The 22,528-nt window shown below is 67.4% G+C and carries 17 protein-coding genes; 9 read left to right on the top strand and 8 right to left on the bottom strand.

Annotated elements, in window-relative coordinates; all coding sequences use genetic code 11:
- A complete protein-coding gene (locus tag AGI3411_RS06765) occupies positions 1-1,209 on the bottom strand; it encodes an MFS transporter (protein WP_129526621.1) in 1,209 nt (402 codons plus the stop codon).
- A gap of 411 nt (positions 1,210-1,620) precedes the next feature.
- Here AGI3411_RS06765 and AGI3411_RS06760 point away from each other — a divergent pair, with 411 nt between their 5' ends.
- The 4 genes from AGI3411_RS06760 (at position 1,621) to AGI3411_RS06745 (ending at position 7,548) form a co-directional block, all read left to right on the top strand.
- Positions 1,621-2,811: an efflux RND transporter periplasmic adaptor subunit gene (locus AGI3411_RS06760; protein ID WP_129526620.1), complete on the top strand. Its 1,191-nt coding sequence runs from the start codon at positions 1,621-1,623 to the stop codon at positions 2,809-2,811.
- 1 nt (position 2,812) lies between these two features.
- On the top strand, positions 2,813-4,771 hold the full coding sequence (locus tag AGI3411_RS06755; RefSeq protein WP_129526619.1) for a MacB family efflux pump subunit: 1,959 nt from the start codon (positions 2,813-2,815) through the stop codon (positions 4,769-4,771).
- A 5-nt stretch (positions 4,772-4,776) separates the two neighbouring features.
- Positions 4,777-6,207, top strand: coding sequence for an efflux transporter outer membrane subunit (locus AGI3411_RS06750; protein WP_129526618.1), 1,431 nt, complete (start codon positions 4,777-4,779; stop codon positions 6,205-6,207).
- 498 nt (positions 6,208-6,705) lie between these two features.
- The gene (locus tag AGI3411_RS06745) at positions 6,706-7,548 is read left to right on the top strand and encodes a tRNA threonylcarbamoyladenosine dehydratase (RefSeq protein WP_129526617.1); all 843 of its coding nucleotides are present in this window, start codon (positions 6,706-6,708) and stop codon (positions 7,546-7,548) included.
- Positions 7,549-7,576: 28 nt separating this feature from the next.
- Here the strand turns inward: AGI3411_RS06745 and AGI3411_RS06740 are convergent, their stop codons facing one another.
- Genes AGI3411_RS06740 through AGI3411_RS06730 form a run of 3 tightly spaced genes read right to left on the bottom strand, consistent with a single transcriptional unit; the run spans position 7,577 to position 9,639 of the window.
- On the bottom strand, positions 7,577-7,888 hold the full coding sequence (locus AGI3411_RS06740) for a non-heme iron oxygenase ferredoxin subunit (RefSeq protein WP_043542442.1): 312 nt from the start codon (positions 7,886-7,888) through the stop codon (positions 7,577-7,579).
- Between the two features lie 15 nt (positions 7,889-7,903).
- The gene (locus tag AGI3411_RS06735) at positions 7,904-8,377 is read right to left on the bottom strand and encodes an aromatic-ring-hydroxylating dioxygenase subunit beta (RefSeq protein ID WP_129526616.1); all 474 of its coding nucleotides are present in this window, start codon (positions 8,375-8,377) and stop codon (positions 7,904-7,906) included.
- Positions 8,378-8,379: 2 nt separating this feature from the next.
- Positions 8,380-9,639 (bottom strand): aromatic ring-hydroxylating dioxygenase subunit alpha, encoded by a 1,260-nt coding sequence (locus AGI3411_RS06730; RefSeq protein WP_129526615.1) that lies wholly within the window; start codon positions 9,637-9,639, stop codon positions 8,380-8,382.
- Between the two features lie 210 nt (positions 9,640-9,849).
- On the opposite strand from AGI3411_RS06730, the gene AGI3411_RS06725 reads away from it, so the two are divergent.
- Positions 9,850-10,752, top strand: a complete 903-nt coding sequence (locus AGI3411_RS06725; protein WP_129526614.1) for a LysR family transcriptional regulator — start codon at positions 9,850-9,852, stop codon at positions 10,750-10,752.
- Positions 10,753-10,777: 25 nt separating this feature from the next.
- Here the strand turns inward: AGI3411_RS06725 and AGI3411_RS06720 are convergent, their stop codons facing one another.
- The 3 genes from AGI3411_RS06720 to uvrA are packed head-to-tail and all read right to left on the bottom strand — an operon-like array spanning position 10,778 to position 18,372.
- Positions 10,778-11,410, bottom strand: a complete 633-nt coding sequence (locus tag AGI3411_RS06720; protein WP_129526613.1) for an aminotransferase class IV family protein — start codon at positions 11,408-11,410, stop codon at positions 10,778-10,780.
- A 57-nt stretch (positions 11,411-11,467) separates the two neighbouring features.
- Positions 11,468-12,604: an aminodeoxychorismate synthase component I gene (locus tag AGI3411_RS06715; RefSeq protein WP_129526612.1), complete on the bottom strand. Its 1,137-nt coding sequence runs from the start codon at positions 12,602-12,604 to the stop codon at positions 11,468-11,470.
- 5 nt (positions 12,605-12,609) lie between these two features.
- Positions 12,610-18,372: an excinuclease ABC subunit UvrA gene (gene uvrA / locus AGI3411_RS06710; protein ID WP_129526611.1), complete on the bottom strand. Its 5,763-nt coding sequence runs from the start codon at positions 18,370-18,372 to the stop codon at positions 12,610-12,612.
- Between the two features lie 240 nt (positions 18,373-18,612).
- Here uvrA and AGI3411_RS06705 point away from each other — a divergent pair, with 240 nt between their 5' ends.
- From AGI3411_RS06705 to AGI3411_RS30510, 4 genes are all read left to right on the top strand, one after another.
- Positions 18,613-19,398 (top strand): IclR family transcriptional regulator, encoded by a 786-nt coding sequence (locus tag AGI3411_RS06705; protein ID WP_129526610.1) that lies wholly within the window; start codon positions 18,613-18,615, stop codon positions 19,396-19,398.
- 23 nt (positions 19,399-19,421) lie between these two features.
- Complete coding sequence (locus tag AGI3411_RS06700; protein ID WP_129526609.1) at positions 19,422-20,063, top strand: bifunctional 4-hydroxy-2-oxoglutarate aldolase/2-dehydro-3-deoxy-phosphogluconate aldolase; 642 nt, start codon at positions 19,422-19,424, stop codon at positions 20,061-20,063.
- Complete coding sequence (locus AGI3411_RS06695) at positions 20,056-20,988, top strand: sugar kinase (protein ID WP_129526608.1); 933 nt, start codon at positions 20,056-20,058, stop codon at positions 20,986-20,988. The genes AGI3411_RS06700 and AGI3411_RS06695 overlap by 8 nt, the downstream gene beginning before the upstream one ends.
- 198 nt (positions 20,989-21,186) lie before the next feature.
- Positions 21,187-21,315, top strand: coding sequence for a hypothetical protein (locus tag AGI3411_RS30510; protein WP_006226408.1), 129 nt, complete (start codon positions 21,187-21,189; stop codon positions 21,313-21,315).
- 135 nt (positions 21,316-21,450) lie between these two features.
- On the opposite strand, the gene AGI3411_RS06690 is transcribed toward AGI3411_RS30510, so the two are convergent.
- A complete protein-coding gene (locus tag AGI3411_RS06690) occupies positions 21,451-22,428 on the bottom strand; it encodes a LysR family transcriptional regulator (protein ID WP_129526607.1) in 978 nt (325 codons plus the stop codon).
- Positions 22,429-22,528 lie beyond the last annotated feature (100 nt).

Genomic DNA, 22,528 nt, shown 5'->3' with positions numbered 1-22,528 from the left:
CTACGGTTTCCGGTCAGATTCGATCGGGGGATTGCGGTTGACCCAGCCCCCGGCCATCAAGGCCAGGGAATAGGCCCAGAAAAGGGGGGCAACGCCAATTACCGCACCGAGCGCGCCGAAGGTCAACGGCAGCGAGACCTGGGAGCCGTTGATGAGGGCCATCCGCAGGCCCACGGCCTCGGCGGCCCGTCCCGGGGGCGAATGGTGGTGCAGCAGGGATAGCATGCTGGGCTGGCAGCACCCCAGGGCCAGGCCCAGGATGAAAGACAGCACGATCAGGGCCGTAACGTCGGTGAACATCGGGTAAAGCAGGAAATCGATGGCTGCGGTCGCCATGGCGGCCCGCACCAGCGTCCAGGAACGCACCCGGCGCTGGATCAAGGGAAGAACGAGGCGGATCACGAATGTTGCCGCCGCGAAGGACGCAAGAATGACGCCGATCGTGGTGGCCGACAGACCGATGGCCACGCCGAAGATGGGAACGACGAACAAATGGGTGTCCCAGGCGCCCGATAGAATGGTGTTCACCATCAGGATGCGGCGCAGTGCCGGCACGGCAAGCAATTCGGTAACGCGGCGGCGTTCGGCCTCTTTTGCGCCCGACAGCTGCGAATCGACCTCTTTCAATTGGTGACGCAACATATAGAGCCCGCCCGCCGACAGCAGCGGCCCCAGGGTGAGCAGGCCGAAGGCCAGCCGGGTGCCCAGATGATCGATCGCCAGGCCCGCGATCAGCGGTCCGGAGAACCCGGACCCCGCCAAGGCCAGCGACATGAAGGAAAAATTGCGCAGCCGCTGCGTGGGTTCGGCGTGGCCCAGCAGGTCCTGGGTGGCGACCTGGTGCAGCATGAAGCCGATGCCGATGCAGCAGGACGCGATCAGCAGGGCTAATTGAGTCTGGGAAATGAAGGGCAGCGCGGTGCCGACGGCGACCAGCGTCGTGCCGATGACCAGCGGACGGACGATGCCGACCCGGTCGACCCAGCGCCCCGCGCGTACCGAGAACAGCATGGGCAGCACGGCGAACACCGCGACCAGCGTGCCCACCTTGAAAGTAGATAGCCCCATTTGCAGCGCGGTCAGCGAGACGGTGATGCGTCCCCCGGTCAGGGCCACGTGGTTCATCATGGCCAGCAGGCACAGCATGACCGCCCCGGAAAATTCCGGGGAACTGGAAGGCGAGGAGGGGGATCTATGGGAGGTAGACACGGATACGGCTTAACTGCGTTCATTCTGTCCATATCGTCGCCCAATGTCGAGGCGAGCGTGTTTTGCAGTGCCGCAATTGGCGCCAAACAGCCATTTCATGATGGCTGCCATCTAGGAGCGAACTGGCGTGCTTATTGCACAAGATGGCGGCACGTTCGGCTCTTCTGGGCGCAAGAGGTCGGCGCCGGGCCGCGCCAAAGCGTTGTATCGTTCTCGCAACGGAACAATCGCCCGGGCCGTTGACGCCCGTGGCGCTTTACTGTTTTTCACTGTTTTTCCACAGATTGGCCATGGTTTGGGCGGATTGCACGTTTAGGATGAGCGGGCATCGCGCGCTGGCCGTCCCGGCGTTGCCCGCAATTTGCAATACCGGCGCGAGGCGGAAGCCCGGCGCCCCATTCGGCAGGTTCAATGAAAAAGTCCCGCAGTAAGTCCAAGCGCTACGCCCTGATCGCCGTCCTGCTCCTGCTCGCCGTGTTCGCCGTGCGCGCCGCTTTTTTCTCTGCGCCGCCGCCGCCCACCTTCGCCGTGGCCGAGGTCACCCGCGCCAACCTCGAGGACAGCGTGCTGGCCAGCGGCACGATCGACGCCATCGAGCGCGTCAGCGTGGGCGCCCAGGTTTCCGGGCAGCTGAAATCCCTGAAGGTGGCGCTGGGCGACCGGGTCAAGAAAGGCCAGCTGGTCGCCGAGATCGACGACCTGACCCAGCAGAACGACCTGCGCAACGCCGAGGCGGCCTTGCAGACCCGGCGCGCGGAGCGGGCCGCCAAGGTCGCCATGCTGAAGCAGGCCGAACTGGCCTTCCGCCGCCAGCGCCAGATGCTGGCGGCCGACGCCAGCTCGCGCGAGGCTTACGAGACCGCCGAGGCCACGCTGGGGGTCACCCGCGCCGAGATCGCGTCGCTGGACGCCCAGATCGCGCAGGCCGAGATCCAGGTGGACACGGCCAGGGTCAATCTGGGCTACACCCGCATCGCGTCGCCCATCGACGGCGTGGTCGTTGCCGTGGTTACCAAGGAAGGGCAGACCGTCAACTCGATCCAGAGCGCGCCCACCATCATCAAGGTGGCCCAGGTAGACACCATGACGGTCAAGGCGCAGATCTCGGAGGCCGACGTGACCCGCGTGAAGCCGGGCCTGCCCGTGTACTTCACCATCCTCGGCGAACCCGACGAGCGCTACCACGCCGAGCTGCGCGCGGTGGAGCCCGCGCCGGACTCCATCCAGAAGGACGATGCAACGTCCGCGTTGACCTCATCTTCCAGCAGCAGCTCCACGAGCGCCGCCGTCTATTACAACGGCCTGTTCGACGTGCCCAATCCCGACGAAAAGCTGCGCATTTCGATGACCGCGCAGGTCTTTATCGTGCTGGGCGAGGCCAAGGACACCGTGGTGGTGCCGGCCTCGGCGCTGGGCAAGCGCGGCCAGGACGGCCGCTATGCCGTGCGCGTGGTCCTGAAGGACAACAAGACGGAAGTGCGCCAGGTCCGGATCGGCATGAACAACAACGTCCAGGCGCAGGTGCTGGAGGGGCTGGAGGTAGGCGAGCGCGTCGTGTCGGCCGATGCCGCGCCGGCGGCCGCGACGGCCCCGGGTGCCTGAGATGAACGGCCCCCTCATCGCGCTGGCCGGCGTGCGCCGGGAGTTTCCCGCGGGCGAGCAGACCATAGCCGTCCTGAAGGACGTCAACCTGACCATCGAGGCGGGGGAGATGGTGGCGATCGTGGGCGCGTCCGGCTCGGGCAAGTCCACGCTCATGAACGTCCTGGGCTGCCTGGACCGTCCCACCTGCGGCGAATACCGGGTCGGCGGACGCAGCACGGGCGAACTGGACCCGGACGAGCTGGCCGAATTGCGCCGCGAGCATTTCGGCTTCATTTTCCAGCGTTACCACCTTTTGTCGGATCTGACCGCGCAGGGCAACGTGGAAGTGCCGGCCGTCTATGCCGGCAAGCGGCGCGAGGCGCGCCTGGCGCGCGCCGAGGCCCTGCTGGAGCGGCTGGGGCTGGGCGATCGGTCCGAACACCGGCCGGGGCAGCTGTCCGGCGGCCAGCAGCAGCGCGTAAGTATCGCGCGGGCGCTGATGAACGGCGGCGACATCATCCTGGCCGACGAGCCGACCGGCGCGCTGGACACGCATACCGGACAGGAAGTGCTGCGCATCCTGGAGGAACTGAACGCGGCGGGGCACACCATCATCATCGTGACCCACGATATGAACGTGGCGCGCCACGCCCAGCGCATCATCGAGATCAGCGACGGCGAGATCGTTTCCGACCATCGCAATCCCGACGCCCCGCGGCGCGAGATCGCCCGGGACGAGGCCCCCGCGCTGGCCCAGCGGCCGGCCTGGCAGGCATACCTGGACCGTTGCGGCGAAGCCCTGCGCATGGCGCTGCTCGCCATGAATGCGCACCGGCTGCGCACGTCGCTGACGATGCTGGGCATCATCATCGGCATCGCGGCCGTGGTGTCCGTGGTCGCGCTGGGCGAGGGCTCGCGCCGCAAGATCCTGGACGACATCAGCGAAATCGGTACCAATACCGTCGAGATCTTTCCCGGCAAGGATTTCGGGGACGAGAAAGCCGTCAATATCCGCACCCTGGTGGCCGCCGACGCGGATGCGCTGGCCCGCGAATCCTACGTGGACAGCGTGACGCCCGAGGTCGCCACCAGCAATACGCTGCGCTACCGCAACGTGTCCGTGAATGGTGCGATCCAGGGCGTGGGCGAACAGTATTTCCGCGTGCGCGCGATCAAGCTTGCCCAGGGCAAGTTCTTCGACGGCACCAGCGTGACCCGCCGGGCCCAGGAGGTGGTGATCGACGACGGCACCCGCAAGGCGCTGTTCGGCTCGCATACCGACCCGATCGGACAGGTGGTGTTCCTGGGTTCCATGCCGGCGCGCGTGATCGGGGTGACGCAGAAGAAGGATACGGTTTTCGGCAGCAACGACACCTTGAATGTGTGGATCCCCTACACCACGGCGCTGTCCCGGGTGCTTGGGCAGCAGCACCTGAAGAGCATCACGGTCCGCGTCAACGACGCGTCACCGCCCGCCGCGGCCGAGCAGGCCATCGTGCGCCTGCTGACGCGCCGGCACGTGGTGAAAGACTTCTTCGTGTTCAATACGGACGCGATCCGCAAGACCATCGAACGCACCACGGCGACGATGACGCTGCTGGTGTCCATGATCGCGCTGATTTCGCTGATGGTGGGCGGGATCGGCGTCATGAACATCATGCTGGTGTCGGTCACCGAGCGCACCCGCGAGATCGGCGTGCGCATGGCGGTGGGCGCCCGGCGCAGCGACATCATGCAGCAGTTCCTGATCGAAGCGGTGCTGGTGTGCCTGATCGGCGGGGCGATCGGCATCGTCCTTTCCCTGGGGCTGGGCGTGCTGGTGTCCAAGGCCACGGGCGGGTCGTTCAAGATGATCTACTCCACGGCGGCCATGGTGGCGGCGTTCACCTGCTCGACGCTGATCGGAGTGCTGTTTGGCTATTTGCCGGCGCGCAATGCGGCGCGCCTGGATCCCGTAGAGGCGTTGGCCCGGGAATGAGGACGATGAAAGCGGTTTCCCTGATCTGCAAACCTGCGGCCCTGGCGCTGCTGCTCGCGCTCGGCGGCTGCGGCAGCCTGTTGCGCACCGACTACGAGCCGCCGGCGACTTCGGCGCCCGCGGCCTGGACCCATGCGCCGTCGGCCCCATCGGCCCAGGCAGGTCCGCTGGCAGACGGCGGCGCGTGGTGGCGGAATTTCAACGATCCGGTGCTCAATGGGCTGGTCGAGGGCGCGCTGGCGCGCAACAACGATCTGGCCGCCGCCGCCATCCGCGTGCGCCGCGCGCAGTACCAGGCCGGCCTGTCCGAGGACCAGCTGTTCCCGCAGCTGGGCGGCAGCGCCAACGTCACCCGCACGCGCACGCTGAGCGGCGAACGCATCACCACCCGGAACAACGCGGCGGAGCTGACCGTCAGCTATGAAGTGGACTTGTGGGGCAAGTTGTCCCGCCAGCGCGATGCGGCGCAATGGGAAGCGCTGGCGACCGAGCAGGACCGCCAGAGCGCGGCGTTGTCGCTGGTTGGCACCACGGCCACGCTGTATTGGCAGACCGGCTTCATCAACCAGCGTATCGCCAGCAGCGAGGAGAGCATCGCCTACGCGCGCAAGACGCAGGACCTGGTGCGCGCCCAGTACGCGGCGGGCGGAGCGTCGGCGCTGGAAATGGCCGAAGCGGAGCAGACCGTGGCCAGCCAGCAGGCCGCCCATGCGCTGCTGGTACAGGCGCGGGTGGAGTACGCGAATGCGCTGGCCATCCTGTTCGACGGCCCGCCGGAACGCACCATGGCGGACCCGGCGCGGCTGCCGCAATATCCGCTGCCCGAGGCCCGCGCCGGCGTCCCTGCCGAGCTGCTGGGCCGCCGCCCCGACCTGCGCGCTTCCGAGCTGCGTCTGCGTGAAGCCCTGGCCATCGTCGACGCAACCCGCGCCAGCTTCTACCCGCCCTTGACCCTCACCGGCGCCCTGGGCAGCGCCAGCCCGACGCTGGCCGACATTCTGCAGAACCCGATCGGATCCCTGGGCGCGGGCCTGACGCTGCCTTTCCTGCAATGGAACCAGATGCAGCTGAACATCAAGATCTCCAAGGCGGATTACGAGGAACGCGTGGTGAACTTCCGCCAGGCGCTGTACCAGGCGATGTCGGACGTGGAAAACGCCCTGTCGAACCGCACCCAGCTGGCGCTGCAGGCGGAGCAGCTGGACGCTTCCCTGCGCGCGGCCCGCCGGGCGGAAAGCCTGTACGAGGTGCGGTACCGGGCGGGAGCGGTGCCGCTGAAGGACTGGCTGGACGCGCAGGAAAAGCGCAGGACCGCCGAGATCGCGCGGGACGAGAACATGTTGAACCGGTTGGTGAACCAGGTGACGGTGTATCAGGCGTTAGGGGGGGATGATGCTGTTGGCGACGGGGCGGGGTTTGTGACGGGGAGTTCTTAATCTGTTGGGACGGGAGTTCTTGAGACGTCTGTCGCGGCGGGGGGAAGGCGGTGGATCTTGCGGGGCCCGCCCCAGGCCGGCCACCCGGGCGGCCTTTTGGGGCTTACGCACTGTCTTGCGGCGAGGTGATGCCGCTTCGCGTGTGGGAGGGGGCGGCGGCGTGTTGGTTGGTGTCAGACACCCGTGGGCATCGGCGGCGGGCTTTAGGGCATTTCTTGGGGTGTCAGACACTTGCAGTGCCGTGCGCAGGCGCGCAGCGTTCGGCGCTACGGTTGACGACGCCCATATGCCAAAGAAGGCCGCCCGCGCGGCCGGCTTTGGCGTCCCTGCAAGATCTTCCGCGCATCCCCCGGGCAGCAGAAGGCCAAGCACGCCGCCCGCCCCGCCGGCCGTCAAGATGGCTGCAATGGAGCCCGGCGCGGGGGCGCCCCCCAGGGTGCCCCCGTGCCGGGCGTATCAAGAACCAACCCTCAGCAGCCTGCCCTAAAATACCCCCCCATGAACTCCCCAGAACTCCTCCCCCAGGAACCCGCTGACCTGGACCGCCGCTTCGGCGGCCTGTCGCGGTTGTATGGCCCCGAAGCGCCCGCCCGCCTCCGTAACGCGCATGTGGCGGTCGCCGGCCTGGGGGGCGTCGGGTCCTGGACGGTAGAGGCGCTGGCGCGCTGCGGGGTCGGGGCGCTGACGCTGATCGACCTGGACCACATCGCCGAATCCAACGTCAACCGGCAGATCCATGCGCTGACGTCGACGCTCGGGCAATCCAAGGTCGACGCGATGGCCGAGCGGGTGCTGGCCATCAATCCGGAATGCCGTCTTACGCGCGTGGACGACTTCGTGTCGCCGGAGAATGTCGCCGAGGTGCTGCCGGGCCCGTACACCGTCATCATCGACTGCACCGACCAGGCGGCCGCGAAGATCGCCATGATTCTGCATGCCCGGGCGCTGGGCGTGCCCATGTTGCTATGCGGCGGGGCGGGCGGCAAGACGGATCCGCTGGCCTTGCGGGCGGGTGACCTGTCCGCGGCCGTGAACGACGCGCTGCTGTCCAAGCTGCGCAACAAGCTGCGGCGCGAGCACGGGTTTCCGCGCGCTTCCGACCCGAACGGCAAGGCTTTGAAGCGCGTGCCGAAGATGGGCATCCATGCCTTGTGGTTCGACCAGCCTGCAATCCTGCCGGACGCCTGGACCCGCGCCACCGAGGGCGAGGACGACATGGGCGCCTCGGGCCAGGCCCTGGCGCCGCAGGGATTGTCCTGCGCGGGCTATGGTTCGGTCGTGACCGTCACCGCGGCCATGGGGATGGCCGCCGCCAACGAGGCGCTGCGCCTCGCCGTGTGAATGCCGGGCCCCCTGCGTGGCCCGATGCTCACAGCGCCACGAACACCATGCCGTCCTCGATCCTGACGGGGTAGGTGGCGATGTTGTCGCGCAGCGGCGAGCAGAGCGCCCGGCCGTCGCGCACGTCGAAGCGGCCCTGGTGCAGTGGGCACTCGATCTCGTGCCCGGTCAGGAAGCCATCGCATAGCCGCGCATTGCCATGCGTACAGAGGTTGTCGGTCGCGTAGACCTCGCCGTCCACGCCGTAGAACGCGATCTCGCGGCCTCCCGCCTCCACGGCGATCACGTCTTCTTCCGGCACGTCGGCCCGCGCGATGGCCTTGATCCATTGCATGCTCATTGTGCTGTGTCCTCGTCAGATGGGGTAGATGAGTGAATTCGGCACGAGTTCGCTGTCGAAGATGCACAGCCGCGATTCGAACTTCAAGCCGTCCGGGCCACGCCGCACCACGTCCAGGTAGCGGCCCACGTTGAACACGGTGGTCAGCTGGCTCGGTTTGGTGCGGAACACGGCGTAGTTGGCTTCGGATTCGATGCGGTCGCCCTGCACGGAAAGCACGCGCGGCGCGCCCACGACATGGCGCTGGTAATACGGATCGTGGAAGATCGTGTCGGTGGCGCCGTAGATACGGTCTTTCAGCATGCCGCGGCTTTCGAACGCCATGGTCGCCAGGGGATAGCCGCGCTCATGGTTTTCGCGCGGCAGTACCTTGTACACGCAGTCTTCCATGAAAAAGTCGGGCCACTTCTCCCATTCCTCCGCGTCCAGCGCGGCGGCGTAGTCGTTGTACAGGCAGGTCAATTGGTAGTAGAGCGCAAAGTCCAGCATCGTCAGGCCTCCATCACCCGGCGCCAGTACGCGTACATACCGCGGATCAGCGTTTCGGTCACCATGTGGTCCGTGTTCTCGGCCGTCTTGCCGCCCAGCTCAGCCACGCTGCGGTGCCAGGGCTTCTGTTCGAAGCCCGATTGCGAGAACTCGATGACTTCGCCGTCGTCCGCGGACACGAAGCCCGCCGGGCCGAACAGATTCGCCTGGCGCAGCCGGCGGCGGGTCATCTCGGGCGTGTCGTCGGCGAAGCCGAAGTGCGTCCAGACGAAATCGAACGCGTCGTGGCCCACCGGCTGGATGTGGCGGGTGGACAGGGAATTCACCTGCTGCTGGATGATGACGCTGGGAAACAGCGTCATCAGCACGGCGGTAGGGCCGTTCCACCAGGGCTCCGGCACGATGTCGAGGAAGCGGTCGTCGTTCAGCGACATCTGCTCCTTGAAGCTGGAAACGCCGCTGGTCACGCTGCCTTTGCCTCCCTGGCCGCGCGTGGAGATCATGGCGGCGTGGCGGAAGTGGTTGTCCATCTTCAGTTCGGAGCGGTTGTCTGCCCGCCACAGGCCGAAGGTGACGAACCACGTGTGCAGCAGGCCGGGGTGGTAGGGATCCTTGATGTTTTCCTGCATCAGCTTCCAGTTGCCCGGTATGCGCTGGCGGCTGTAGCCGTGGATCACCAGTTCGCGGCCGTCGAAGACACGGTCGAAGTAATGCAGGATATCCGGCCCCAGGTAGTCTTCCAGCGGCTCCACGTCATGGTCGAACGAGGCGAAGACCACGCCGTTGCGGCAGGCCACGGCAAGCTTGGTCAGGCCGTGCTCCTCCGGCTTGAAGTCGGGCGGCATGCCGCCATTGACCCGGCCGTCCTGCTTGACGCCACGGCGGAACGGCACGCCGATCAGGTTGCCCTGCAGGTCGTAGTTCCACTGGTGATACGGGCAGACGAATTCGCTGCGGTTGCCGGACCGTTCGCGGCAGAACTGGACGCCGCGGTGGGCGCACACGTTTTCCACTACGCGCACCTGGCCGTCGTTGTCGCGCAGCAGGATGACGGAGCGCTCGCCCACGGCGGTGCGCTTGAAATCGCCCGGCTTGGGGATTTCGGCCTCCAGGCCCACGTAGCTCCAGTGCGCGCGGTAGAAGAACCGGTCCATTTCGCGCTGGTGCAGCGCGGCGTCCGTATAGACGCCGAAGGGGATGCGGTGGGATCCGTCCCCTTGCCAGGGCGGTACGAATTCGAGGGGGGCTTCGGGGGCATTCATGGCGTGCCCCGGGGACAGGGCGCGGCCACGGGGCGCGTGCTGGGATGCATGGCGGGTCTCCTTGGTTCGGCTGACCGTTGAGCGGCCGGGCAGAGCCTGCGCGGCATGGGCGCAGGCGTTTTTCGCATGATCGGGCAGGGCGTGAAATAAATAAATAGAATCTGATCAATGAGATAAATCACCAAAACGAATATTGGTGGAGACAAGCGCATGAACCTGCAAGACGTGGACCTGAACCTGCTGGTCGTCTTCAATGAATTACGCAAGCACGGACGGGTATCGGCCGTGGCGGAGAGCCTGGGGATTTCTCAACCCGGGGTCAGCAACGCGCTGGGCCGGCTGCGCAAGCTGCTGGGCGACGAGCTGTTCCTGCGAACCTCGCGCGGCATGGTGCCCACGCCCTACGCGGAAGCCCTGGCGCGGCCCATTGCCGATGCCCTGGACGCCTTGCACAGCACGCTGAACGCGCGAGCGGCGTTCGATCCCGCGCACAGCGAGCGCGCATTCGTGATCGGGGTGAACGACGTGGGCGAGACCTACTTCCTGCCCCGGCTGATGCGTGCCTTGGAGCGCGCCGCGCCGGGCGTTACCGTCCGCACGGTGCGCACGACCTCGATCGACGTGAAGGACGAAATGGAGCGCGGCCGGATCGACCTGGCCATGGGCTTCCTGCCCAGCCTGAAAAGCGGCTTTTTCCAGCGGCTGCTGTTCCGCCAGCCTTATGTGTGCATCTTCCGGCGGGACCACCCGTTGGCGCGCACCGGCGTATCGGCCAGGCAGTTCCGCGCGGCGGAGCACGTGGCCATCGTGTCGGAAGGCACCGGCCATGGCGTGGTGGACGAAGTGATCGGGCAGGCCGGCATCCGGCGGCGCGTGCGCCTGACGGTGCCGCACTTCATGGCCGTGGGGCCGGTGCTCGCCGCCACGGACATGATCGCCGTGGTGCCGCGGCGCTTCGCCGACTGCGCCTGCAGCCCCTTTGGCCTGGCCGCCGCGGCCTGTCCGGTGAAGATCCCGGAGTCGGTGATCAACGTGTTCTGGCACGCCCGCAACCACCGCGAGCCCGCCAATCAATGGCTGCGGCAGGTCGTGGTGGACGAGTTCGCGGATTGAGCCGGACGGCGCCCGCGTGCGGGCCTCAGGCTTCGCGCAGGGTTACCGGGAACCAGCCGCGCAGCGCGTTGGACAGGCGGATTTCCTCGGCGGCATGCAGGTCGGCCAGGGTCAGGACGCGTTCTTCGACGCGGCCGGTGTCCAGCAGTTCGGCGCGCTGCACGCCGGGCAGGCAGCCGCTGTCTACGGGCGGCGTGTACCAGTCGCCATCCATGCGCAGGTAGACGTTGCTGCGGCTGCCTTCGCAGAGCTCGCCGCGCTCGTTCAGGTAGAGCAGGTCGAAGATGTGCGGATGCGAGGGCAGCCATTCGATGGTCTTGGTGTACCAGGGCCGGTAGGTCGTCTTGTAGCGCAGCAGCGGTTCGGAGGAACGCAGCGCTTCGGGCGCCAGCATGGCTTCCTGCTTCGCGGGCAGGGGAGGCAGGGCGGCGGTCTGGATGCTGCGGCTGCCGTCGCGCGCCACCAGCAGGCGCAGGCGATGCGGCCCCGGGGTCGCCAGGCCCAGCGCGGCGATCATGATGTCGCCTTCCACGGCCCGGCCGCCCCAGCCATAGCCCAGCGCCTTGCAGGACGCCTCCAGGCGCTTGAGGTGGCGGGTCAGCAGTGGCACGCGGCGTTCGGCATCGACCAGGATGGTCTCGATCAGTTCGGGTTGCATAAGACTCTCCTAGGGCGGCCGCGTTCTATCCTACTACCGCGGCCTTCGTCCTGGGGCTCACGCCCGTAAAATCCGGGCTTTCCAGTGGCATTCCTGCCATTCCTCGGCGGGATCGGAATCATGCACGATGCCGCCGCCCACGCTGTAGACGCCATGGCCCGAGTCATCCAGGAGCAGCGTGCGGATCGCGACGTTCAGCGAAAAATCGCCGTCTGGCGCCAGCCAGCCGATGCTGCCGCAATACAGGCCGCGGGGCGCCGCCTCCATCTGGCGGATCCGGCGCATGGCCGCCACCTTGGGCGCGCCGGTGATGGACCCGCAGGGATACAGCGCCCGCAGCACGTCTTCCAGGCTGGCGCGGGGCGCCAGCGCGGACACCGTGGACGTCATGGTCCAGACGGTGGGGTAGCGTTCCAGCGAGAACAGCGCGTCCACCTGGACCGAGCCCGGCTCGGCCAGCCGGCCGAGATCGTTGCGCAGCAGGTCGACGATCATCAGGTTTTCGGCGCGGTTCTTCCCGCTGGCCAGCAGCGCCTGGCCCAGCCGCTCGTCTTCGGCCGGGTCGGCATGGCGCGGGGCCGTGCCCTTCATGGGGCGCGTGGTCAGGCGCGGGCCGTCCCGGCGCACGAACAGTTCGGGCGAAAAGGACAGTACCGTGCGCGCGCCATCCTGGATGAATGCGCCGTGCGCCACCGGGTTGCGGGCGGCGATGCGCCGGTACAGCGTGGCGGGATCGCCCTGGTACCGCAGATCCAGTGGTTGGGTGAAATTCACCTGGTACAGCTCGCCGTCGCCGATCAGCGCGCGGATCGCCTCGATCTGCCGCACGTAGTCCGGTTCGGCCATGCGCGGCGCGGGCAGGCTGATGGCCGCGGGGGCGCTGGTGGCGTCCGGCGCATCCCAGGGCGCTTCGTCGATCTTGCGCTCGAATACCAGCGCGGTCAGGCGTGGCTCGCCGCCGCCGCAGGGCGGCGTCCAGGGCCCCGTGGGCGGCGCCAGCGCGGCTTCCGGCAACAGCCATTCGCCCAGCTCATAGTTCAGCAGGAGCGCTACCCAGCGGCCCTGCCGCCGCGCGGCCTCGATGGCGGCCAGCGCGGGGGCGACTTCGGCGACCGTACGCGCTTCGATCCGGGAGCAGAAGCCCTCCAATCGCAGCGCGTTGCCGGCCAGCCGGTCTTCAAAACGACATTCCATGCTTCTTACTGCTGTTGATGTGCCAGGAATTCCTTCAGGACCCGGCCCGTGTGGGAATGGTCGCTCAGGGTGACGACATGTTCGGGCGATCCTTCGGCCACCAGCCGCCCGCCGCCCGTGCCGCCTTCGGGGCCCAGGTCCAGCAGCCAGTCGGCTTCGGCGATCACGTCGAGATTGTGCTCGATCACCACGACGGTGTTGCCGGCTTCCACCAGGCGGTGCAGCACGTGGATCAGCTTCTCCACGTCGGCCATGGACAGGCCGACCGTGGGTTCGTCCAGCACGTACAGCGTATGGGGAATGCGGGAGGCGCGGCCGGTCTTGATCAGGCCGTCGGTGAGCCTGGCCTTGGATAGCTCGGTGACCAGCTTGATGCGCTGGGCTTCGCCGCCGGACAGGGTCGGCGAGGGCTGCCCCAGGGTCAGGTAGCCCAGGCCCACGTCCTGCATCAGCTGCAGGGGGCGGTGGATCTTGGGATGCGCCGCGAAGTAGCCGATGGCGTCGTCCACTTCCATGGACAGCAGTTCGCCCGCGTTCTTGCCGCGCATCTGCACGCTGAGCGTGTCGCTGTTGAAGCGCGCGCCGTTGCAGGCGTCGCACGGCACCTTCACGTCCGGCAGGAAGTTCATTTCGATGGTGCGCATGCCCTGGCCTTCGCAGATCGGGCAGCGGCCGTCGCCGGTATTGAACGAGAAGCGCGCCGCCGTCCAGCCGCGCATGCGCGCTTCGCGGGTATCGGCGAACTGCTTGCGCACGTCGTCCCAGAAGCCCACATAAGTAGCCGGGCACGAGCGCGGCGTCTTGCCGATGGGAGTCTGGTCCACTTCCAGGACGCGGTCGATGGCTTCCCAGCCCGTGATGCCATCGCAGCCGCCCCAGCCCGGCGCCTTGCCTTTCGAGACGGCCTGCGTCAGGTTGTCCAGCAGCACTTCGCGCGCCAGGGTCGATTTGCCCGAGCCCGACACGCCGGTCACCACGCTGAGACGTCCGATCGGGATCTTGGCGTCCACGCTGCGCAGATTGTGCAGGCGGGCGCCCTTGATCTCGATCATCGGCGTGTCGGCCTCCACCGCGCGGCGACCCTGCAGCGGGTGCTGCAGCGGCTTGGCCAGATAGCGTCCGGTGACGGACTCGGGTGCTTCCACGAGATCCTGTGCGGTGCCTTGCGCCACCACGCGGCCGCCGCGGATGCCCGCGCCCGGGCCGATGTCGATAATGTGCGAGGCGCGGCGGATGGTGTCGTCGTCATGCTCCACCACCACCAGCGTGTTGCCGTTGCCTTCCAGGCGAGCCAGCGCGTCCAGCAGGATGCGGTTGTCGCGCGGATGCAGGCCGATGGTGGGCTCGTCGAGCACGTAGCAGACGCCCTGCAGGTTGGAGCCCAGCTGCGCGGCCAGGCGGATGCGCTGCGCCTCGCCGCCGGAAAGCGTGGGCGCCGCGCGGTCCAGCGCCAGATAGTTCAAGCCCACTTCCTGCATGAAGTTCAGGCGGCCGCGGATTTCCGCGAGGATGTCGCGGGCGATCTCGCCCTCGCGGCCGCGCGCCACCAGGCCGGTGAAGAAGGTGTGCGCGTCCGACACGGGCAGCGAGGCCAGCTCGGCGATCGATTTGTCGCGCCAGCGCACGGCCCGCGCCACGCGGTTCAGGCGCTGGCCGTCGCAGACGGAGCAGACCTTGGCCTCGCCTTCGTACCAGGCGTTCCAGGCGGTTTCCTCGCCGGTCTGTTCTTCGTCGAAGCCCTGCAACTGCAGGCCCGTGCCGAAGCAGCCCGTGCACCAGCCGTGCTTGGAGTTATACGAAAACAGGCGCGGATCGGGTTCGGGGAAGCTGGTGCCGCAGGACGGGCACGCGCGCTTGACCGAAAAATGCTGCTGCTGCAGTTCGCTGTTCAGCGCTTCGTGCAGCTTGTTCACCGGCCAGACGACGGACATGACGCCCTGGCCGTTTTCCAGCGCGCTCTTGACCGCCGCCCGCAGTTCGGTTTCGTTCGCCGGGTCCACGACGACGTCGGCGACCGGCAGTTCGATCGTGTGTTCTTTGTAGCGGTCCAGGCGCGGCCAGGGCGCGACGGGGATGAATTCGCCGTCCACGCGCAGATGCGAGTGGCCCTTCGATCCGGCCCATTTGGCCAGGTCCGTATAGTAGCCCTTGCGCGCGGTGACCAGCGGGGACAGCAGGCCGATGTGCTCGCCCTTGTGCTCGCGCAGCAGCCGGGCCACGATCTGGTCGGCGTTCTGCGGTTCTACCGCGACGTTGCAATCGGGGCAGTATTGCGTGCCCAGCTTGACGTACAGCAGGCGCAGGAAATGGTGGATTTCCGTCATCGTGGCCACGGTGGACTTGCGGCCCCCGCGGCTGGTGCGCTGCTCGATGGCGACCGTGGGCGGGATGCCGAAGATGGCGTCCACGTCCGGCTTGCCGGCGGGCTGCACGATGGCGCGCGCATAGGCGTTCAGCGATTCCAGGTAGCGGCGCTGGCCTTCGTTGAACAGGATGTCGAAGGCGAGCGTGGACTTGCCCGAGCCGGACACGCCCGTGATGACGGTGAACTTGTCGCGCGGGATTTCCACGCTGACGTTTTTCAGGTTGTGCTCGCGGGCGTTGCGGATCTCGATCGCCATGTTGTCCTGGCGGCGGGCACGCACCAGGGATTGCAGCGGCGTGCCCATCCCGGCGCCGTAGGCCGCGCCGGGTTCGGCGATGCGTGCGGTCAGGCCGGCCTGTTCCACTTCCTGCGCATCGGCATCGCTCGTCACGATCACGTCCGCCGGCAGGATGCTGACTTCGTAATCGCGCAGCGCCGCGCCCGTGTGCGATTGCGGGTTGTCCATCAGATCCTGCGGCGTGCCCACGCCGACGACCTGGCCGCCGGCGTCGCCGCCTTCGGGACCCAGGTCGATCAGCCAGTCGGCCGCGCGGATGACGTCCAGGTTGTGTTCGATGACCAGCAGGGTATGGCCCGCGGCCAGCAGCTTGCGGAAGGCGCGCATCAGGCGCGCCACGTCGTCGAAGTGCAGACCGGTGGTGGGTTCGTCGAAAAGGAACAGGCTGCCCTTCTTGGCGACCTTGGCGGTCGAGATGCCGCTGCGCGCCGCTTCGGCCAGGTGGCCGGCGAGTTTCAGCCGCTGCGCTTCGCCGCCCGACAGCGTCGGCACGGGCTGGCCCAGCCGCACGTACTCCAGGCCCACGTCGGCCAGCGGCGCAAGCCCGGTCTGCACGTCGCGCAGGCCCTTGAAGAAGTCCAGCGCCTCGCTGACGGTCATCTCCAGCACCTGATCGATAGACGCGCTTTTGCCCAGATGCTCGACGCGCACTTCCAGCACTTCGGGGCGGAAGCGCTTGCCGTCGCAATCGGGGCAGCGCAGGTACACGTCCGATAGGAACTGCATTTCCACGTGCTCGAAGCCCGTGCCGCCGCAGGTCGGGCAGCGGCCGTCGCCGCCGTTGAAGCTGAACGTGCCCGCCGTATAGGCGCGTTCGCGCGCGAGCGGCGCCTGGGCGAACAGTTTGCGGATGGCGTCGAACGCGCCCACGTAGCTGGCGGGGTTGGAGCGGGTCGTCTTGCCGATGGGCGTCTGGTCCACCATGACGACGTCCGCGATCTGTTCCGCGCCCAGCAGGCGGCTGAACGCGCCGGGCGCCTCTGACGGCTTGCCCTTCTGCTTCAGCAGCGCGGGGTACAGCACGTCCTGCACCAGCGTGGACTTGCCCGAACCGGACACGCCGGTCACGCAGACCAGGCGGCCCAGGGGCAGTTCGACGGAAACGTCCTTCAGGTTGTGCGCGGTGGCGCCTTCGAGCAACAGGCGCGGCGTGTTCTTCGCCACGGGCATGGGCCGCGGCGCCTCTACGCGCTGGCGTCCGCCGAGATAGTCGCCGGTAAGCGTGGGCGCCGCCCGCAGCTGCGCGGGCGTGCCGTCGAATACGATACGGCCGCCGCGTTCGCCGGGGCCGGGGCCGATGTCGATGATGCGGTCCGCGGCCACCATGACCTGCGGATCGTGCTCCACCACCACCAGCGTGTTGCCGGCGTTGCGCAGGCGGTGCATGACTTCGACGACGCGGTGCATGTCGCGCGGGTGCAGGCCGATGGAGGGCTCGTCCAGCACGAACAACGTGTTCACCAGCGAGGTGCCCAGCGCCGTGGTCAGGTTGATGCGCTGCACCTCGCCGCCCGATAGCGTGCGGCTCTGGCGGTCCAGCGTCAGGTAGCCCAGGCCTACGTCGCACAGGAACTTGAGCCGTGCGCGGACCTCGGTCATGAGCAGGTCGGTGGCGGCGTCCAGCGCGCCGGAGAAGGACAGCGTGTCGAAGAAATGCCGCACGCGTTCAATGGGCAGCAGCATCACGTCATGGATGGACAGGCCGCCCAGGCCGTTCAACTGATCGCGGCTCCAGTTGGCGCCCACGGGCATGAAGCGCTTGTAGCGGCCGTCTTCCGGCGGCAGCACGGTATCGGCTTCTTCCTTGGTGCCCAGGCGCCAGAGCAGCGCGTCGGGCTTGAGCCGCGCGCCGTTGCAGGTGGGGCAGGGCGTGTAGCTGCGGTACTTCGACAGCAGCACGCGGACGTGCATCTTGTAGGCCTTGGTTTCCAGCCAGTCGAAGAAGCGCTGCACCCCGTACCACTGGTGCTTCCAGGCATCGCTGCCGCCCTTCCAGTCGGGCGTACCGTAGAGCACCCAGCGCTTGTGCTCTTCGCTCATCTTGTTCCAGGGCACGCCCAGCGGCACGCCGGCCTTCGGCGCGTACTTCTGCAGCTCGTCCTGGCATTCCTTGTAGGATGGGGTCGTCCAGGGCTTGATGGCGCCTTCCAGCAGCGTCTTGTTTTCGTCCGGGATGACCAGGCCGAAATCGATGCCGATCACGCGGCCGAAGCCGCGGCAGGCTTCGCACGCGCCCAGCGGCGAATTGAACGAGAAGCTGCTGGGCAGCGGGTCGGTGTATTCGATATCGCAGTCGGCGCAATGCAGGCGGTCGCTGTACTTCCAGATGTGGGCGTTGCCGCCCTCGGCGTCCATGACGTACACGGCCAGGTGGCCGGCGCCCATGCGCAGCGCGGTGTCCAGCGCTTCCATGATGCGTTCGCGCTCGGTGCCGGCAAAGCGGAAGCGGTCCTGGATCACATGCAGGATGCGGCGCGATTCGGTGCCGGCCTTTGCGGCTTTGGCCTTCTTGGCGCCCTTGGCCGGAGCGGCCGCGCGCGGCGCGGCGGTTTCTTCGGCGTGCACCCGGGTGTAGCCCTGCTGCTCCAGGAAGCCGCGCACCTCTTCTTCGGTGAAGTTGGACGGGACGGCGATGGGGAAGGTCACCACCAGCCGCGGGTCGCCAGCGGCGGCGGCGCGTTCGGCCAGCGAGTGGTAGACGGAATCCGGCGTGTCGCGCCGCACCACCTTGCCGCAGCCGCGGCAATACAGCCGGGCGCCGCGCGCGAACAGCAGTTTCAGGTGGTCGTTCAGTTCGGTCATCGTGCCGACCGTGCTGCGCGAGCTGCGCACCGGATTGGTCTGGTCGATGGCGATGGCGGGCAGGATGCCCTCGATGCGGTCTACCTGGGGCTTGTCCATGCGGTCCAGGAACTGGCGCGCATAGGGCGAGAAGGTTTCCACGTACCGGCGCTGCCCCTCGGCGTACAGGGTGTCGAAGGCCAGCGAACTCTTGCCGGACCCTGATACGCCGGTCACGACGACCAGTTCACCGGTGGCGATGGTCAGGTCCAGGTTCTTGAGATTGTTCTGGCGGGCGCCAACGATGCGAATGTGAGAGCTCATGGACGGTATCGTAGCCTGAGGGAAGAGGCCTGCCCGAGCGACGACCCGTCGCTGGTTCCGAGCGCGGCGATATGAAATAATTGCCTACATCATGAGCCATGAGTCCAATATATGGACAAAACTGGCTCGCTAGCTGTACAAATAAACAGTATCGCAGATTCGTCTGAATTTAGCGCTGTCCGGCCGGCACTTTCTGCTTGCCTGCCGCGCGCGGCGAGTCGTCCTGGGCAGGAGACCCCTTTGCTGGAAACCAAGGTCGCGGGCGCCGCGGCGTTCGCCAAGTTCATGACCGTGCTGCAGGCGGTGGCCGACGCGCCGCAGCCGCCCACCGCCGCGTCGCTGGCGCGCACTTGCGGCTATCCCCGGCCCACCGTCTACCGGATCGTCGCGGCCCTGGCCGAACAGGGCATGCTGGCCGAAACCGGCGGCGCCTACCGCCTGGGGCCCAGGCTGATGTCGCTGGCCAGCCGCGCCTGGTCGCAGTTCGACCTGCGCGCCGAACTGGCGCCCGAACTGCAGGCCCTGCGCGATGAAACCGGCGAAACGGTGCACCTGGCGGTTCCGGCCGGACGCGAGATGACCTACATTGACAAGCTGGAAAGCCCAGGCCCGGTGCGCATGGCGTCGCGCGTGGGGGCGTCGGTGGCGCTGCATTCCAGCGCGGTCGGCAAAGCGTATCTGGCGGCGCTGGACGAGACCGCGCGCGAACGCCTGCTGAGCGGCTTGCCGTTACCCGCGCGCATGCCCGGCACGGTGGCCAGCCTGCCCGCGCTGCGCGCCCAGCTGGCCGAAACCGTCGCGCGCGGCTACGCCACCGACAACGAGGAAAACGAAGCCGGCATCGTCTGCTATGGCGTGGCGCTATGCGACGCGGCGGGGCGGCCCGTTGCGGGCGTCAGCGTCAGTACGCTGCTGTTCCGGCGGCACGCCGATCCGCAAGCCGCCTACATCGCACCCTTGCTGCGGCTGCGCGATGCCGCCGCCGCCAAGCTTGCCCTGCTGCCCGTATCCCCCGGCGGCGCCTGACCGCCAGTTCCCAAAGGAATTCCATGACCGCTCCCCTTGCTTCCAAGCTCGCCGCCCTGATGGCCGCCCGGGTCGTTCCCGTGTTGCGGTACACGGACGCGGCCACCGCCGCGTATGCGGCCGAAGTCGCCGTGGCCGCCGGCTGCGCCACGCTGGAACTGACCTGGACCATTCCCGGCGTCACCGACCTTCTGCGCGCGCTGCGCGACAAGCACGGCAGCGCGCTGCAGCTGGGCGTGGGGACGGTGCTGGATGAGCACCAGGCGCGCGATGCGCTGGTGGCGGGCGCCGATTTTCTCGTGTCGCCCGCGCTGGCCACCGACATCGTCGACATGGCGCACGCGGCCGACGCGCTGTGCCTGCTGGGCGCGTTCACGCCCACCGAAGTGCTGGCGGCGCGCCGCGCCGGGGCCGATATCGTTAAGATCTTCCCGGCGGACACCGGCGGGCCCAAGCACCTGGCGGCGCTCAAATCCGTCTTTCCGGACGTTCTCTTTTGCCCCACGGGCGGCGTTACCCAGGACAACATGGGCACGTATTTCGCGGCCGGCGCGGCGCTGGTGGGCATCGGCAGCAACCTCTACGACAAGGCGGCCTTCGCCGCCCGCGACACCCCCGCGCTGGTGGCGCAGATCGTCCGCACCCGCGAGGCCGCCCATGGCTGATTTCGACATCGTTGCGCTGGGCGAGCCGCTGGTCGAGCTGAACCAGACGCACAAGGACCAGCGCCAGTATCTGCAGGGATTTGGCGGCGACACGTCCAACGCCGCCATCGCTGCGGCGCGGCAGGGCGCGCGTTGCGCCTACCTGACCCGCGTGGGCAATGACGCCTTCGGCCGGCAGTTCCTGGACCTCTGGCAGGCCGAGGGGGTGGACGTCTCGGGCGTGCAGGTGGACGACGACGCGCACACCGGTCTGTACTTCGTGCAGCACGGTCCGGATGGGCACGCCTTCAGCTACCTGCGCCGCGGCTCCGCCGCCAGCCTGATGACGCCGGCCAGCCTGGAATCCGGCCTGATCGAACGCGCCAGCTTCCTGCACGTATCGGGCATCAGCCTGGCGATCAGCACCAGCGCCTGCGACACCGTCTTCGCCGCCATCGAGCGCGCGCGGACGGCCGGCACGCAGGTCAGCCTGGATTCCAACCTGCGCCTGCGGTTGTGGCCCGTCGACCGCGCCCGCGCCGTCCTGCGCGAAACCATGCGCGCGGCCGACCTGTTCCTGCCCAGCATGGACGACATGCAGCATCTGACCGGCAATGACGATCCGGAACGCACGCTGGACTGGATCCGCGACGGCGGCGCCACCGGCGTGGTGGTCCTCAAGCTGGGCAAGGACGGATCCATCATCGACGATGGCGCCAAGCGCATTCCGATGCCCGCCTTGCGGGTACAGGCCGTGGACGCGACCGGCGCGGGCGACTGCTTCGCCGGCAGCCTGCTGGCGCGCCGCTGCCAGGGAGACGCCTGGGAAGACGCCGTGCGCTACGCCAATGCGGCAGCGGCGTTGTCCACCCTGGGCTATGGCGCCGTCGACCCCTTGCCGCGCGCGGAGCAGGTCTGGGAGCGGCTGAAGGACGTTTCCGCCTGATCTTCCCACTCTTCGCGCAGGCGCCGTCGGGACTCCGTCCCGATTTTCATGCCTTGCGCGGGGCGGCGCCGGATTTTCCGCCATTGGCGCTCGCCGCGAATTTCAGGCTAAAATGCCAAGTTACCCGAATTTTCCGCCAGCCCAGTACCCGGTTGTGCGGGCTCGCCTTTTCCGCACAATTTCATCAGGAGAATAAACATGGCCGAACGCAAACGCGTGCGTCGCAACACCCTGGAACGCCGTTGCCTGGGCAAGGCTTTCAAGCGCTTGTTCGTCAAGTCGCCCAAGGGCGTGTTCAAGATGCTGGAAAAGATCAAGCGCGTCTAATCACGCGCCGGGCTGAAGTCCGCTTCCGCCCCGATCTGAGAAAAACCCGCCCGGCTCGCGCCGCGCGGGTTTTTTGTTTTCGGAAGAAGGGGACGTTGGGGGAAACACAGAACCCCGGCGGCCGGCGCCGGGATGTCAGGCGCCTGGGGCAAGCGCCTCGTCCTGCGGCTGCGGCGGGCCGAGCTTGGGCAGGATGAAATCCATGAACGCCCGCGTCTTGGCCGGCTGGATGCTGGACGGATACACCACGTAGATCGAAATCGGATCCACCGACCATCCCGACAGCACCCGCTTGAGCGAATTGCGCTTGATGATGGGCTCCAGCGCATGGCAGTGTGGCATACGCGTAATCGCCAGGTCCAGGCCCGCCAGCGTCCCCGCGATACTCATATTGTTGGCCGCCAGATGGCCCGTGACGGGCACGCGTTCGCTCACGGCGCCCTTGTGCAGCGTCCAGTGCGAATGCGCCTCGTCGATGGTAGTGCGCAAGCACTGGTGCTGCGTCAGGTCGCCCGGCGTATTGGGTTCGCCGTGGCGAGCCAGATAGCGGTCGGACGCATACAGATAATTGTCCAGCGACACCAATTCCTGCACCACCGCGCCGCTATGCGATACGCCATTGCCCGTGTCCACGGTCGAGAGCGGATGATCCGAATCGCGGCCAAACCGCAGCACGACGTCGAACGGCGTGCCTTGCGCATCGGACGCCGTCATCATGCTCAGGTCGAACTCGCACTCCACGTCGGGATAGCGTTCCGTAAAGTCATTGATGGTTTCCGGCAGCAGCCACATCGCCAGACTGTAGGGCATGGACACCCGCAGATTGCCGGACGGGCCGCCCGATAGCATTTGCAGCTGCTCGTGCGCTAGCCGGGCTTCGTCGATCAGCCCCTGGCAGCGGCTCATGTAGGCCGCGCCGGCTTCTGTCAGGTCCAGCCGGCGCGTGTTCCGGTTGATCAGCCGCAGGCCGATGGCGCGTTCCAGCTCATTGATGCGGCGCGACAACGTCGACGTGGGCATATTCAGCGCGCGCGCCGCCAGGCTGAAGCTCTTGCGCTTGGCAACCTCCACGAACAAGGCAATGTCATTGAGCTGGACGGTCGACGCTTCCATAGGCATTCCGAATTTGGCCGCCCGAGTTTACGCCACTCGGGTGCGCTGCCCAAAGCCGCCAGCGCCCGGATAGTCGGGAATAAAGACCGTTTTGTCAGAT

The sequence above is a fragment of the Achromobacter agilis genome (assembly GCF_900496965.1).
Classification (GTDB): Bacteria; Pseudomonadota; Gammaproteobacteria; order Burkholderiales; family Burkholderiaceae_B; genus Achromobacter; species Achromobacter agilis.
The sequence above is the reverse complement of the archived record's forward strand: the minus strand, read 5'-3'. Positions and strand labels throughout refer to the sequence as shown.